This is a genomic window from Acinetobacter sp. VT 511 (genome assembly GCF_001077515.1).
Lineage (GTDB): Bacteria > Pseudomonadota > Gammaproteobacteria > Pseudomonadales > Moraxellaceae > Acinetobacter > Acinetobacter schindleri.
Genome location: NZ_LFRE01000059.1, coordinates 168,731 through 181,807, shown reverse-complemented (window position 1 = coordinate 181,807; position 13,077 = coordinate 168,731). Strand labels below are relative to the sequence as shown.

At 43.8% G+C, this 13,077-nt stretch carries 14 protein-coding genes; 8 read left to right on the top strand and 6 right to left on the bottom strand.

The features are described from left to right. Positions 1-47: 47 nt before the first annotated feature. A complete protein-coding gene (locus ACS72_RS08055) occupies positions 48-599 on the bottom strand; it encodes a hypothetical protein (protein ID WP_004809895.1) in 552 nt (183 codons plus the stop codon). Positions 600-794: 195 nt separating this feature from the next. Between ACS72_RS08055 and ACS72_RS08050 the strand changes: the two genes are divergently transcribed. Then, positions 795-1,421 (top strand): class I SAM-dependent methyltransferase, encoded by a 627-nt coding sequence (locus tag ACS72_RS08050; RefSeq protein ID WP_004896194.1) that lies wholly within the window; start codon positions 795-797, stop codon positions 1,419-1,421. Between the two features lie 14 nt (positions 1,422-1,435). On the opposite strand, the gene ACS72_RS08045 is transcribed toward ACS72_RS08050, so the two are convergent. Next, positions 1,436-2,017 carry a hypothetical protein gene (locus ACS72_RS08045; protein WP_048881793.1) on the bottom strand — a complete coding sequence of 194 codons (582 nt, stop codon included), beginning with the start codon at positions 2,015-2,017 and terminating at the stop codon, positions 1,436-1,438. A gap of 11 nt (positions 2,018-2,028) precedes the next feature. Beyond that, positions 2,029-2,505 (bottom strand): Holliday junction resolvase-like protein, encoded by a 477-nt coding sequence (locus ACS72_RS08040; protein WP_004809901.1) that lies wholly within the window; start codon positions 2,503-2,505, stop codon positions 2,029-2,031. A 123-nt stretch (positions 2,506-2,628) separates the two neighbouring features. Between ACS72_RS08040 and ACS72_RS08035 the strand changes: the two genes are divergently transcribed. The 4 genes from ACS72_RS08035 (at position 2,629) to ACS72_RS08020 (ending at position 5,731) form a co-directional block, all read left to right on the top strand. After that, positions 2,629-3,273, top strand: a complete 645-nt coding sequence (locus ACS72_RS08035) for a ParA family protein (RefSeq protein ID WP_004809903.1) — start codon at positions 2,629-2,631, stop codon at positions 3,271-3,273. Between the two features lie 116 nt (positions 3,274-3,389). After that, positions 3,390-4,529, top strand: coding sequence for an AI-2E family transporter (locus tag ACS72_RS08030; protein ID WP_004896196.1), 1,140 nt, complete (start codon positions 3,390-3,392; stop codon positions 4,527-4,529). Between the two features lie 128 nt (positions 4,530-4,657). After that, entirely contained in the window at positions 4,658-5,221 is a 564-nt protein-coding gene (sodC, locus tag ACS72_RS08025; RefSeq protein ID WP_004809907.1) for a superoxide dismutase family protein, read from the top strand. A gap of 213 nt (positions 5,222-5,434) precedes the next feature. Then, a complete protein-coding gene (locus ACS72_RS08020; RefSeq protein ID WP_004896197.1) occupies positions 5,435-5,731 on the top strand; it encodes a DUF3817 domain-containing protein in 297 nt (98 codons plus the stop codon). 209 nt (positions 5,732-5,940) lie between these two features. Here the strand turns inward: ACS72_RS08020 and ACS72_RS08015 are convergent, their stop codons facing one another. From ACS72_RS08015 to ACS72_RS08005, 3 genes are all read right to left on the bottom strand, one after another. Continuing rightward, positions 5,941-7,170 (bottom strand): MFS transporter, encoded by a 1,230-nt coding sequence (locus ACS72_RS08015; protein ID WP_048881792.1) that lies wholly within the window; start codon positions 7,168-7,170, stop codon positions 5,941-5,943. 249 nt (positions 7,171-7,419) lie between these two features. Next, on the bottom strand, positions 7,420-7,797 hold the full coding sequence (locus ACS72_RS08010; RefSeq protein ID WP_004896201.1) for a hypothetical protein: 378 nt from the start codon (positions 7,795-7,797) through the stop codon (positions 7,420-7,422). Positions 7,798-7,939: 142 nt separating this feature from the next. After that, the gene (locus ACS72_RS08005; RefSeq protein WP_026056737.1) at positions 7,940-9,349 is read right to left on the bottom strand and encodes an FAD-binding oxidoreductase; all 1,410 of its coding nucleotides are present in this window, start codon (positions 9,347-9,349) and stop codon (positions 7,940-7,942) included. Positions 9,350-9,703: 354 nt separating this feature from the next. On the opposite strand from ACS72_RS08005, the gene serA reads away from it, so the two are divergent. From serA to ACS72_RS07990, 3 genes are all read left to right on the top strand, one after another. Continuing rightward, the gene (gene serA / locus ACS72_RS08000; protein WP_048881791.1) at positions 9,704-10,936 is read left to right on the top strand and encodes a phosphoglycerate dehydrogenase; all 1,233 of its coding nucleotides are present in this window, start codon (positions 9,704-9,706) and stop codon (positions 10,934-10,936) included. A 123-nt stretch (positions 10,937-11,059) separates the two neighbouring features. Further along, a complete protein-coding gene (locus ACS72_RS07995; RefSeq protein WP_048881790.1) occupies positions 11,060-11,935 on the top strand; it encodes a DMT family transporter in 876 nt (291 codons plus the stop codon). 245 nt (positions 11,936-12,180) lie between these two features. Beyond that, on the top strand, positions 12,181-13,059 hold the full coding sequence (locus ACS72_RS07990; protein WP_004809922.1) for a DMT family transporter: 879 nt from the start codon (positions 12,181-12,183) through the stop codon (positions 13,057-13,059). The last annotated feature ends 18 nt before the right edge of the window (positions 13,060-13,077 follow it).

Below are 13,077 nucleotides of genomic sequence, written 5' to 3'. Positions count from 1 at the left end.
TGAGCGGTTTTCTTTTCCTATAAATTGCCATGAATGAACTTTTATCACTAACTACGTTGTACCTTTTCAATCCACTGAATTGAATTAACACGAAACACTTCACACGCGCCATCACCTGTATCGGTCGGAGTCAATGATGAGGTCCATACCAGATCTTTATCTCGCACTTCAACCAGCTCGCCTTTCAAACGGACCAGATCACCACGTTTGACCTGTTTAATGGCTTTGGCAATCTGCGGATTGGCAGGAATGATATGCATATTGGATACCATCTGCATGGCTTGTGCTTTAGGCACTGGAATACGATCCATTTTCCAGTTCAGATAGCGGTCATACTGGTTTACCGTGATATGCCGGGCAATTTCCGGTTCAGCAAATAGTCCCCAACTTACTGCATAATCAATTGGAGAAAATTTGGCCTGCGGATCATTATTATAAATTTTTGAACCCAAGATCCGGAAATCACCTTTAAACGGCTGCAATACCGAAATTGACTGGCCTTTTGCCACGGGTGGCAAGCCTTTGGCAATATTATGTTCTACGGATGCTTGTGACAGCACCGGTAACATCAGACCCAGACACAGGGCAATATGCTTCATGCTTTTCAACCTCATCTTGCTTTTATCCCAACCATCTCAGTTCATCTGTTTACCAAATATCTTAGCGCGAACTTATGAAGGAAATAGTTGAAATTGGTAACAATGTGCTATGAATGAGTCGTACTAAAAATTATATTTACCGAGGAATTTTCGGTTAAGCTAAGCGCAATCCAGCAATAAATTGAACCTAAAATCATGCTGTATAAACTTTATCAAAAACACATTTTCCCGCATCTGCTAAATCAGGTCATGCAAACCGCATCACTCATGGATCTGCGCCGTGAACTGCTACTTGGGGTTTCTGGTGAAGTTCTGGAAATCGGTTTCGGTACCGGGCTGAATCTACCCTTCTATCAAGGCGTCCATACCGTCTATGCCTTAGAGCCTAATCTCGAAATTTTTAAATTAGGCCAAGAGCGGATTCAGACGACGCCTTTTGTGGTTGAGCACATTCTTGCCAGTGCTGAAGCATTACCTTTTGATCGTGATCAGCTGGAAAATGTAGTTTCAACCTGGACTCTCTGCAGTATTCCTGATCTGTATCAAAGCCTGAAGGAGATTTATCGGGTACTGATGCCGGGTGGAACTTTGCATGTAGCAGAACATGTACTGAATCGGCAGAATCTGAACATACAACGTTTACAGCATTTATTGACCCCGATTCAGAAAAAAGTCGCGGATGGCTGCCATCTTGATCGGGATATTGAAACTGCTTTACTTGAAGCTGGTTTTGAACTGGATGAAGTAAAATATGTCGATGCCGCTGGTATTCCAAGTATTGGACAGCGTATGTTGCTGGCCCGGGCACGTAAGCCTGTTTGATGCATTAAATAAAATCAATTCACCTGAATAGCATGCACTTTAAGCAACTGACATTGGGCGCGATGTTTCGACCCGATTCCTGCCTGAAAAGCCTGACCTGTAGTACCCGACTGTACAGTGACAATGTTACCCTGAAGATGAACCTGCTGCCCTGATTTCAGACGGCGAATCTGATTGGCAATATTTTCATTGGCGGCAATCAGGCTAAAGTGCTGTACATGGGTTTTAATGGCTTCCTGCTCCGCTGTATTGATTGTACCTTCAATCTGGAAGCAGCGTTTTGGCTGATCGAGCTGCAGTTTAGCCTGCATAGTAGTGGGCAAAGGCTGAATCGCCAGCAAGATATCAATATTACTGACATAGGCCAGATCATTAAAACTGCCCACAAAGGGACTGGCCTGATGCAAGACCCGACGGTTTGGTTTGATAAACGATTTATCCAGCACTGTATACGTTGCTGAAACAGGCTGCACCGCTTCTACCTTAAAATTCTTGAGAACGCCGCTTTCTTCCAGATGAGGGATAGCGCGAAAATACTCTGACCAGACCCAGATCCCAAATGCGAATAGTGCTGCGGTGATCAGTAATTTATCCATATGATCTTTTCCTAATCCTCGAATTCTTCAAAATCGATACGGATGGTTTCAAAGCGTACCCGTCCTTCCTGAATTGCCCGGGCAATTGCCTGTTGCCCTTTGCTCAGCCTTGCGCCACCACTCTTGATATCAATCAGCACCACTTCAATATCTTCGGCCAGACCATCACCATCACGGAAGTCGGTATAACCATCAAAAACTACATAATCTACCGGATCACCCAGGAACTTGGCATCACTGGGTAAATACTGAAATTCAGGCATAATCGGTGCTAACTGTTCGGCCATTTTCCCCTTGAGTACAGCACGGCTGGTATTTACGCTACGCTTCTGGGCGGCCGTCAGAGCCTGCTGATGTTCCAATTCCAGCTCGGCAATATACTGTTCATATTCTGCCTTGATGCGGCCATTACGGCTTTGCCCCAGAATGAGTGTGGTTAGCACAATCCCGATACACGCTCCTATTAACATTGCCATCCATATGGACATTCAATCTTCCTTAATTTTCACTTAAGTTATGGTTAGATTCGACTGAAGTCGAGGTTTTCCGCCATCTGCCGATCAGAAAAGAATGATATGCTAGCAATGTACATAAATAAATCACCCCCACTCATGAAAACAATTTTAGTTGCAAATCAGAAAGGTGGTTGTGGCAAGACAATGACTGCCATCAGCCTAGCATCAGCACTGGCCCAAAAAGGTTACAAGGTTGCGCTTGCTGATGCCGATAACCAGAAATCTGCACTGCAATGGCTAAAACATCGCCCTGAAAATGCTGCTCCGATTCAGAGTCTGGACTGGCGTAGTACCAAATCTATTGGCGATGCACCCAAGAAAATCGAATACCTGATCATTGATGCGCCAGGCGCTTTAAATGGTGAGCATGCGGAACAACTGGTCAGTGAAGCACATGCCATTATCATTCCTTTACAGCCTTCATTTTTTGATATCGATTCGACCCGCCGTTTTCTGAAACATCTTCAGGAAATCAAGCGGATTCGTAAAGGTAAAGTCCAGATTCTGCTTCTGGCAAATCGTAACAGGCCGAATGCAGCATCGAATCAGGAAATTCAGCAGTTCTTTGACCGTATTGAACAGCAGCCGGTGGCATGGATTTCTGAACGTGCACCGTATGGACGTCTGGCGATGGAAGGTCTGTCGATTTTCGATAAACCACAAAAAATGTACCGGGAAATGCAGGCACAATGGCAACCTGTATTAAATGCCATTATCGATGATCCAGCCCAATGGTTCTAAACTCGCAGCGTACGATATCTTTTTTTTGATAAAAGAATCCGTATAACTTTGTCAGTGTACATTTGCGCCCGGCTTTTTTTCAGTTAATATGCCTGACAGACCTAAGGAATGAGTCATTGAATTCAGTGCAACAATACGCGCCTACATTACAAAAAGTTTTATTGTTTGGATTATTTTTTATCCTGCTTTATTTGAGTTTTAATGTACTCAAATACTTTATTGTACCTGTAGTTTGGGCAGCCATTATTGCCTATATGACTTGGCCTCTGTATCAGTCTATCAAACGCTCTGTCGGTTCAAGACCGAACCTGAGTGCGATTATCATGATGATTATGGTAACGCTGGTGGTCGGTATTCCACTAACATTTGCCATCTTCCTGCTGCAACATGAAGGTCGTAGCCTGTATTACGAATTACAGAAACAGGTCTTTTCTGGTCATCTCAATGTTCCAGACTTTATTCGTAATCTGCCCCTTGTAGGTAAGGAAATTTCCCGTACCTTGCGTGATATCAATAACGACCCAAACAGCATTGTCCAGAATATTTCCATCTGGATTCAGGGGCACCTGAACTACGGTAAAGTGGTATTTAATGAAATCAGCAAAAACCTGATTAAGTTAGGTTTTGCGATGCTGTCTTTGTTCTTTTTCTACCGTGATGGCGAAATCATTCTGAAACAGGTCAGCAAAGCCTTAGAAAAAGTGATTGGTCCACGTGTGCATCATTATCTGGATACCATTTCTGATACCACGCGTGCCGTGGTCTATGGTGTTGGACTGACTGCAATTGCACAGGCCCTCCTTGCGGGTGTAAGTTACTTTGTCGCAGGTGTGCCAAACCCGATGGTTCTGACCATTATTACTTTTATTTTTGCCCTGATTCCGTTTGGCCCACCTATGGCGTATGGTGCAGTATCCCTCTGGCTATTTTCACAAGGTCAAACTATCGAAGCGATTGGCGTGATGGCATGGGGCGTCTGTATCGTCAGCACGGCCGATAATGTAATTCGTCCATTGGTCATTTCCGGCGCAACCCAGATTCCATTCCTGCTGATCATGTTTGGTGTACTTGGCGGTATTGCCAGCTTCGGTCTGATTGGGGTATTTATCGGTCCAGTGATTCTGGCTGTACTACTGGCAATCTGGCGTGAATGGCTGCATGAAAATGGCCAGAATGAACCGCTAATGATGCCGAAAGCCACGCTGGCCTATGATCTGGAAGAAGAAAAGAAAGATCCACCAACATCGTCACTTTAAGTGGTGTTGGCAGCGCTTATATCGCATTACAAAGCTAAAACATTTAAGTGCTTAATCCATATAGAATTGTCATAAATTCTCTGTTTCAATGAGGACACAAAATCAAAATAAGTATGGGATGCCATATCATGTCTGCATTGTTTAAGTCATCAATGTTCAAGTTATCTGCACTGGGTATTATCAGTGCGGCCCTGTTCACTGGTTGTGCAACCTCCTCGACTCAACCAAGTATCGACAATATGAAAGCGGTTACGGTAAATGCTGTATCTCCACAAGGTGTGGGTCAGTCGATTGGTATGGTTTACCTGGCTGATAGCCCGGCAGGACTGGTGATTCGTACCAATTTAAGCAACTTGCCTGCGGGTGAACGTGGTTTCCATATTCATGAAAATGGTTCATGTGCTCCTGCTGAAAAAGACGGTAAAGTCGGCGCTGCAATTGCTGCGGGCGGTCACCTGAATACCAATCAGGCACCGAATCACGGTACGCCAATGAGTGGTCACCTCGGTGACTTGCCAGCGCTGAAAGTAGCTGCTGATGGTACTGCGAAAGTGACTGTGGTTGCACCACGCTTAAAGCTGGCTGATGTTCAAGGCCGTGCCATCATGGTTCATGCTGGTGGTGATAACTACTCTGATTCACCTAAACCACTTGGCGGTGGTGGTGACCGTATTGCCTGTGGCGTGATCTAATTCATTGAATACAGCAAAGCACCTTCCCGGAGGTGCTTTTTTATATCTTATAAATCATACAGATCATTTTACCAATATAAAAACACAGCTAAAACCAACCATACAACTCTGAATTATTTATTTTAAATACAATTACTTATAGTTATAAAGCCTATTTATTCTGCTACTTATATCGGCTACACTCGTAGAGTTTCCAAATATTCTGACTTGCTTATGAACATCAAAACCCTACGCCTTATTGGCCTGATTGAAGGTATTTCTTTCCTGCTGTTGTTATTTATTGCCATGCCGGTGAAGTACATGATGGACAATCCTGTTTTGGTGAAATATATCGGCATGGGGCATGGCGTGTTATTTATTCTTTTTATAGTAGTGCTGTTTGCGGTATGTGAAAAACAGAAATGGGCACTCAGTATGTTTATTATGGGCCTGATCGCTTCAATTCTGCCATTTGGGCCATTTATCTTTGATATGAAATTAAAAAAGCTGGAGCAGCCGGCTGAAGCTTAATTTTGGGATTGCAATCATTATCAAATGGTAATGGACATTCCCTCTCCTTTTAGGAGATGAGCAGTACTGCAGCACAAGGGGAAGATTATTTTATTAATATTTCCCTCTCTCTAACTCTCTCGCAGAGGGAGAGAGAACATTCAATACATTTTATCAAAGGGATATAAAGTAAATACCTTCATTTATATAAAAATTTAAAAAGGAGAGGCTTAAAACTCCCCTCTTTCCTTTCTTTCTGCTATCAGTGTTTTTAAACATGCTCTTGGAATGCCAAACCACAGTGCAATCAGCACAGCACAAGAAATACTATAACCCCCAATATTATAAGCTTCATAAATCACCCGTACCAGTTCAATCACAGCGAAGAAGCTCAGCATCATTAGTACAGATAATGCAGCCGCTACGGTGCCCTTAGACACTTCAGAAGACATCAAAGCAAAACGGTAAATAACCGAAAAACTCAAGCCTTCACCGAAACTGATTAGAGTCATGCCCAGAATCAGGCAGTGTACAAAATATTCTGGAATAAACAGCCCCGCGACGATGACCAATGTCCCAATAAACATCAGCGGGACGGCACGGATGACGGTATGACCTAATGGCATTTTGTCGATGATTTTTAGCAAGACCAGATTACCTGCTATCAGGCCGCCCAAAACTGGAATCTGGGCCAAACCATACTGCATACTGGTCAGGCCCAAATGCTCGACCAGCATAACTGGGGATAATGCAATCCACAACATTAACGGCATGCAGATGGTGGGCAATGACATGGTTAGTGTCACAAAGCGCTTATTCTTTAGTACTTCTTTGAAGTCATCCCAGACATAACTCAGCGGCTGTTTAACCCGACTGATTTGAGGGTCAGGCATTTTGGCTTTAAGACCAAACCAGCTCAAAAAAGCCAAGAAGGCAATCCCGATAAAACCCCAATGCCAGGATACATGCTCAATCATAAAGGCACCGAGCACAGGCCCCAACAATGGCGCGAGCAAAGACACATTTGCCATGAGTGCCATAACTTTAATGGCATCACGTTCTTCAAAGGTTTCTTGAATTGCGGCATAACCTACTGCACCGATCACAGATAGGCCGAAGCCTTGTAAAAAGCGCAGTGCAATAAAGCTTTCAATATTCGGAGCAAACAGAATTGCCAGACAAGTTATAACAAAGAAAGCCACACCGCCAAGTAATACGGTTTTACGACTGAGTCGATCAGATAAAGGGCCAAGCACAGCCGCAATAAATGCCCCACCCAATAAATAAAAAGACATGGACGACGGCGCCCAGGTACTGCTCACACCAAACTCTTTGGTAATAGCGAGCATGGCGGGTTGTACCAGGTCATTGCCGATATAGACGGAGAACTCAAACAGTACCAGCGCCAATGGGAACATAATGGTGGCACGGGTGAGTTTTGTCGTTTGAATATTTTGCATGGAAGAGTTAAGGCTCATTTACTCTTTTTAGAATTTTAAAAGAGCTGAATTTGGAAAAATTTAGCAAAGTGTAGCAGAGTTTATTGTTTAAAGCTTTTTGGGTTAAGTCTATCTAAATATAACTATTTAATAACTTCTATAAGTTGCGTATTTATAAATTTAAAATAAATTAAGCCATTCTTAAAAAAAGAAAAAAGCGCATCCTTAAAATACGCTTTTAACTAAGACCTGTTTAAAGAGCAAACAATATTATGGACACGGCTCTTGCTGGAATTTTTTCTTATCATTTCCCCGCAAGCATTGATAAGCTTTCTGAGTATTGACCAGCTCCCACTGACGACCATCCAGCTTAAAGTGATAAATGGTTTGAATGGCTTTTACCGAATCATCTTTCAGCCCGGTTTCTGTCACTTTCACCTGACCTGCAGTAGGTGACTCTACATTATTAAAGAATTGACGTAGTTCCACTGTTGCAAGGTTCTCACGCAGTTCAGGGCGCAATTTTAAAACCTGCTCTAGTGGGGTATCTGGTGACTGTAATTTAAAAATTGTATCCTGCGTCGTTGCACAACCACCTGTTACAGCCACACCCAAAGTCAAAGTTGCCAATAAAATTATTCGTAGCATGGTCTTGTTTCCATTGTTGTCTTTATTATCAAAAACTATGATGCCGGGCTTTCTTTTTACCGACTATTGAGACAATGTAAGTACGATTACACAACAATAAAAAAAGCGCACCTTTCGATGCGCTTTTGTAAATTTGACCAGATTAAAGATCGAATAATTTACCCGGGTTCATGATGCCTTTCGGATCGAACACTTTTTTCAGGGCTTTCATATATTCGATTTCTTCAGCTGAACGTGAATATTCAAGATATGGCTTTTTGGTCATACCTACACCATGTTCCGCAGAAATTGAACCGTCATATTTTTTCACGGTATCAAACACATACTTGTTTACGACCTGACATTTGGCAAAGAATTCATCTTTAGACAAATCAGCAGGTTTTAAGATGTTTAGGTGTAAGTTACCGTCACCGATATGACCGAACCAGCAGATCTCAAAGTCAGGATAGTTCTCAGAAACAATCGCATCAATTTCCTTAATAAATGCAGGAACGTGCGTGATTAGAACTGAAATGTCATTTTTGTATGGAATAAACGGCGCGATTGACTCAGAGATGTCTTCACGTAAACGCCACAAACTTTCCACCTGATCCAGACTCTGGCTCATCACACCGTCCAGCACCCAACCCTGTTCCATACAGTGTTCAAAGATTTCCATCGCCTTGTCCATAATCGGCTCAAATGGCGCTTCAAACTCAAGCAATACATAGAATGGGCATTCAGTTTCAAATGGGCGCTGTACATGTCCATTGGCCAGGACTTTTTGCATTGCCAGTTCACCAAAGAACTCGAACGCTGTTAAATCAATTTTTGCCTGGAAAGCGTGGAGCACTGGCATCACTGCTTCAAAGTCAGGCACACCCAGTACCATCACTTGCAGGTCTTGTGGCTGACGTTCAAGCTTGATTTCCGCTTCCGTCACCAGACCCAGCGTGCCTTCACCACCAATAAATAAATGTTGAAGCGCATAACCGGTTGCATTCTTGATCATGCCCTTGTTCAGACGTAATACATCACCTTTACCCGTCACCACAGTCAGGCCAAGCACCCAGTTACGGGTCATGCCATATTTAATCACTTTAATGCCGCCAGCATTAGTCCCGATGTTACCGCCAATTTGCGATGAACCTGCTGAAGCAAAGTCGACTGGATAATACATCCCCTGTTCTTCAGCATAGTTTTGCAACTGTTCAGTCACGACACCTGCCTGCACGCGTACCATACGGTCTGCCGGGAAGAATTCCAGAATCTGGTTCATCTTGTCCATGCTGACTACGATCTCGCCGTTGGCAGCCACTGCACCTGCCGAAAGACCAGTACGACCACCTGATGGTGTCACTGCAACGTTAAATTGGTTCGCCAATTTTACGATGTCTTGAACCTGCTCAGTGGTTGATGGGAAAACGATGACTGACGGGTTTGGATCAAAGTGCTTAGTATGATCGCGACCCCAATTCTGGAGGCTGTCCGTATCGGTTTTAATACGGTTTTCACCTACAATTGCAGTCAATTGGGTCAATAACTCAGGGGTTAAAGCGACTGGAGCATTCATCGTTTGCAGACCTAGCATGAAGTAAACAAGAGAAAGGTCGTCTGTTTATTTGCATATTTTTCAGGCATCAAGGCCTGTATGAAATTCAGACGATACATGACCATTAAAGCATCAAAACGGGCTGCTTTAAAAGCATGGCGCAATATTATAAGCTATTTTTAGGCGATTCCCTGAAAAAATGACAATTTAGCTAATATACCTTTGAAAATGATAGTTTAATTCAACCAGAATCATCATTTTCACCAATATCACTTGCAAAAATACCTGATATTCACGTCACGAAGGAAATGTAAATCAGGTACTTTCCTATGCTATTATACCGCGACTAAATTTGGCCTTTGTAGCGGAGCCGTAATGAGCCAACATCTATCTCTACCTAAAGATAAAATCCGTTTTCTATTGCTAGAAGGCGTTCACCAGAACGCAATCGACACATTGAATGCAGCTGGATATACCAACATCGACTATCGCAAAACGGCGCTTGAGGGTGAAGCACTGAAAGAAGCGATCAAAGATGCGCACTTTATTGGTATCCGTTCCCGTACTCAGCTCACTGAAGAAGTGTTTGAAGCTGCGAACAAACTGATCGCGGTAGGATGTTTCTGTATCGGTACCAACCAGGTAAATCTGGATGCAGCAATGCGTCGTGGTATTCCGGTATTCAACGCACCCTATTCAAATACTCGTTCGGTTGCTGAACTTGTACTTGCTGAAGCAATTCTTCTTCTTCGCCGTGTACCTGAAAAATCGACAGATACACATGCAGGCGGCTGGAACAAATCTGCTGTAGGTTCATTCGAAACACGTGGTAAGACTTTAGGTATCGTAGGTTACGGTTCAATCGGCTCACAACTTTCTGTGCTTGCTGAAAGCATGGGTATGAAAGTCATCTACTTCGATACAGTGACTAAATTGCCTTTAGGTAATGCACGTCAGGTCGGTTCATTAGGTGAACTTTTGGCAAATGCTGACGTGGTATCTCTACACGTGCCAGATGTTCCGTCTACACGTAACTTCATGACCAAAGACCAGTTCGCGCAAATGAAAGAAGGTTCTATCTTCATTAACGCGGCACGTGGTACCTGTGTTGTGATCGAAGACTTGGCGGATGCACTGAAAGCAGGTCACCTTGCAGGTGCCGCGGTTGACGTATTCCCGAAAGAGCCGAAAGCGAACGGTGAAGAATTCGTTTCTCCACTGCGTAACATTCCAAACGTGATTCTGACTCCACACGTGGGCGGTTCTACTATGGAAGCTCAGGCGAATATTGGTTTGGAAGTTGCTGAAAAATTCGTAGCTTATTCTGACAAAGGTATGACACTTTCTGCGGTGAACTTCCCAGAAATTGCGCTTCCATTGACTGAAGGCAAACACCGTCTGCTTCACATCCACAAAAACATCCCGGGTGTTCTGTCTAAGATTAACAATCTGTTTGCTGAACACGGCATCAACATCTCTGGTCAGTCACTGATGACTAAAGGCGATGTCGGTTACCTCGTGATGGATGTAGATGCGACTGCATCTAAAGAAGCACTTGATACGCTACACGAAGTTGAAGGCACGATTCGCGTACGCGTATTATTCTAATTCAACTACTGAAAAAACCGCAGGCTTCGGTCTGCGGTTTTTTTATTTTTTAGGGATTTATTTTCCCTGAGTACAGTCCGCTCCTGTGCGCAGTATTCGATTACTTCGAAGCCAAATTTAGTCATGCCAGATTTTAAAATTGCACCGATGGTGCAAGCGCCACTGATTTTGCTGATCGCCATGATCAGCATGCAAAGCAGTGGTTCCTTTGCCAAATATCTGTTTGGCCAGTTCCCGATTCTGACAGTTTCAGCCATGCGCCTACTCTTAGGTGCAGCCGTGTTGGCGTTGATTTTTAAAATCTGGCAAATCAATTTCCGTCAGGTGAAATGGTCAGCGATTATCAGTTATGGCTTAGCGCTGGCTGGCATGAATATGCTGTTCTATCTGGCGATTGATCGCCTGCCACTTGGTATTGCAGTTTCTTTTGAATTTATTGGGCCACTCAGTGTGGCGCTTTTTCATGCCCGGCAGAAGTTTGATTTTATCTGGGTCGGACTGGCAATTCTAGGGCTGGTGCTGCTGTTTCCCTTTGATCAGGCCGCACAGCCGCTTGATCCGATTGGTATTCTATTTGCCTTGAGTGCAGGTGCCTGCTGGGCACTGTATATCGTCGCGGGACAGAAGCCTTCCGGGGTTTCCGGCAACCATACCGTGTGCTTAGGCATGTTTGTCGGTATGCTGGTACTGATGCCAATTGCACTCTTTGCAGGAATGCCAGCTCATACTTTCGAACCGATCAGCCTGATGTACTTTTTAGCTCTGGCAATATTGGCCAGTGCACTGCCCTTTACCCTGGAAATGATTGCACTTAGAAATTTAACCGCTTTGAGTTTTGGAACCTTGATGAGTCTGGAACCTGCAATTGCAGCATTTTCCGGTTTTATCTTTTTGGGTGAAACTTTATTGTGGACCCAATGGCTGGCACTAGGCACAATCATTAGCGCTTCAATTGGCTGCACGGTGACCATGCAAAAGCGCAAAAATAAAAATATTTAAATCATTAATTATTTTGTACTGTAGGAATTTTTAAATTCAAAGTTTTGCGCAGTGATTTTTACACTTTGAATTTAAAATTTTCTGGTCATTTATGGAGCTTAAAAATTTAAATTCATTTGCTTTAAATTTAAGGCAACGGTTCACAAAATATTCTCTCCGCCTACTCATCAAAAATTAGCCAGTTTGCTATAATCTGCCTTTCTCCCTGACCTGAATTCTGTGCCTGCCTGGCATATCAAACTCCCATGCCAAACGCCCAACTCCTTGCTGTGTTGTACATGGTTTTATCCATGACTTCATACCAGATCAGTGCATCCTTTGCGAAGCAATTATTTACTGTACTGGACCCGCTGACAGTAACCATTTTGCGTCTATGTTTTGCCGCCATTATTGTCTGTGTGATGTTCCGTTCCTGGAAAATTATCTCGCGACTGCCCTATCTCAAATGGAAAGATTTACTCTGCTACAGTGCAGCACTGGGCCTGATGAATATCCTGTTTTATATGTCACTGGGCAGACTGCCTCAAGGGATTGCAGTCGGCCTGGAATTTGTAGGACCGCTAGGGCTGGCACTGTTATCGATTAAAAATCGCAGTGATTATATCTGGGTAATTCTGGCCATTTTAGGAATCGCATTGATGGTGCCATGGGGACAAGCTGCCAATCATCAGTTTGACCTGCTGGGTGCTGCCTGTGCATTAGGTGCTGGTCTATGCTGGGCCTTCTATATTTTCTTTGGTCAGCGTGTGGTACAGCAGAATATGGGTATGCATGCCCTGACCATTGCCATCAGTATTTCTGCGCTATGTTTACTTCCATTCGGACTATATCACAATGCTGCAGCAGTCCTCGATACCCAACATTGGGGCAAAGCCATTACCATTGCAATTCTGGCAACAGCAATTCCCTATGCACTGGATCTGAAAGCACTTAAACAGCTGAACAAGATGAGCTATGGCACCCTGTCCAGCCTTTCTCCTGCGCTGGCAGCCTTAACCGGTTTTATCCTGCTTGGTGAACGTATCGGCGTATTACAATGGATTGCTTTGGCCTGTATTATGCTGGCTTCCGTCGGGGTCACATTGCGTGCTGCACGTCAGGCCAGGAAGGCAAAAACAGCTTAAATATCTCTTAAAAAAGAT

Excerpts from the sequence above, each read along its gene's own strand:
- ACS72_RS08055 (WP_004809895.1), bottom strand. The coding sequence starts at position 599 with ATGAAGCATATTGCCCTGTGTCTGGGTCTGATGTTACCGGTGCTGTCA.
- ACS72_RS08050 (WP_004896194.1), top strand. The coding sequence starts at position 795 with ATGCTGTATAAACTTTATCAAAAACACATTTTCCCGCATCTGCTAAAT.
- ACS72_RS08045 (WP_048881793.1), bottom strand. The coding sequence starts at position 2,017 with ATGGATAAATTACTGATCACCGCAGCACTATTCGCATTTGGGATCTGG.
- ACS72_RS08040 (WP_004809901.1), bottom strand. The coding sequence starts at position 2,505 with ATGTCCATATGGATGGCAATGTTAATAGGAGCGTGTATCGGGATTGTG.
- ACS72_RS08035 (WP_004809903.1), top strand. The coding sequence starts at position 2,629 with ATGAAAACAATTTTAGTTGCAAATCAGAAAGGTGGTTGTGGCAAGACA.
- sodC (WP_004809907.1), top strand. The coding sequence starts at position 4,658 with ATGTCTGCATTGTTTAAGTCATCAATGTTCAAGTTATCTGCACTGGGT.
- ACS72_RS08020 (WP_004896197.1), top strand. The coding sequence starts at position 5,435 with ATGAACATCAAAACCCTACGCCTTATTGGCCTGATTGAAGGTATTTCT.
- ACS72_RS08015 (WP_048881792.1), bottom strand. The coding sequence starts at position 7,170 with ATGCAAAATATTCAAACGACAAAACTCACCCGTGCCACCATTATGTTC.
- ACS72_RS08010 (WP_004896201.1), bottom strand. The coding sequence starts at position 7,797 with ATGCTACGAATAATTTTATTGGCAACTTTGACTTTGGGTGTGGCTGTA.
- ACS72_RS08005 (WP_026056737.1), bottom strand. The coding sequence starts at position 9,349 with ATGAATGCTCCAGTCGCTTTAACCCCTGAGTTATTGACCCAATTGACT.
- serA (WP_048881791.1), top strand. The coding sequence starts at position 9,704 with ATGAGCCAACATCTATCTCTACCTAAAGATAAAATCCGTTTTCTATTG.
- ACS72_RS07995 (WP_048881790.1), top strand. The coding sequence starts at position 11,060 with ATGCCAGATTTTAAAATTGCACCGATGGTGCAAGCGCCACTGATTTTG.
- ACS72_RS07990 (WP_004809922.1), top strand. The coding sequence starts at position 12,181 with ATGCCAAACGCCCAACTCCTTGCTGTGTTGTACATGGTTTTATCCATG.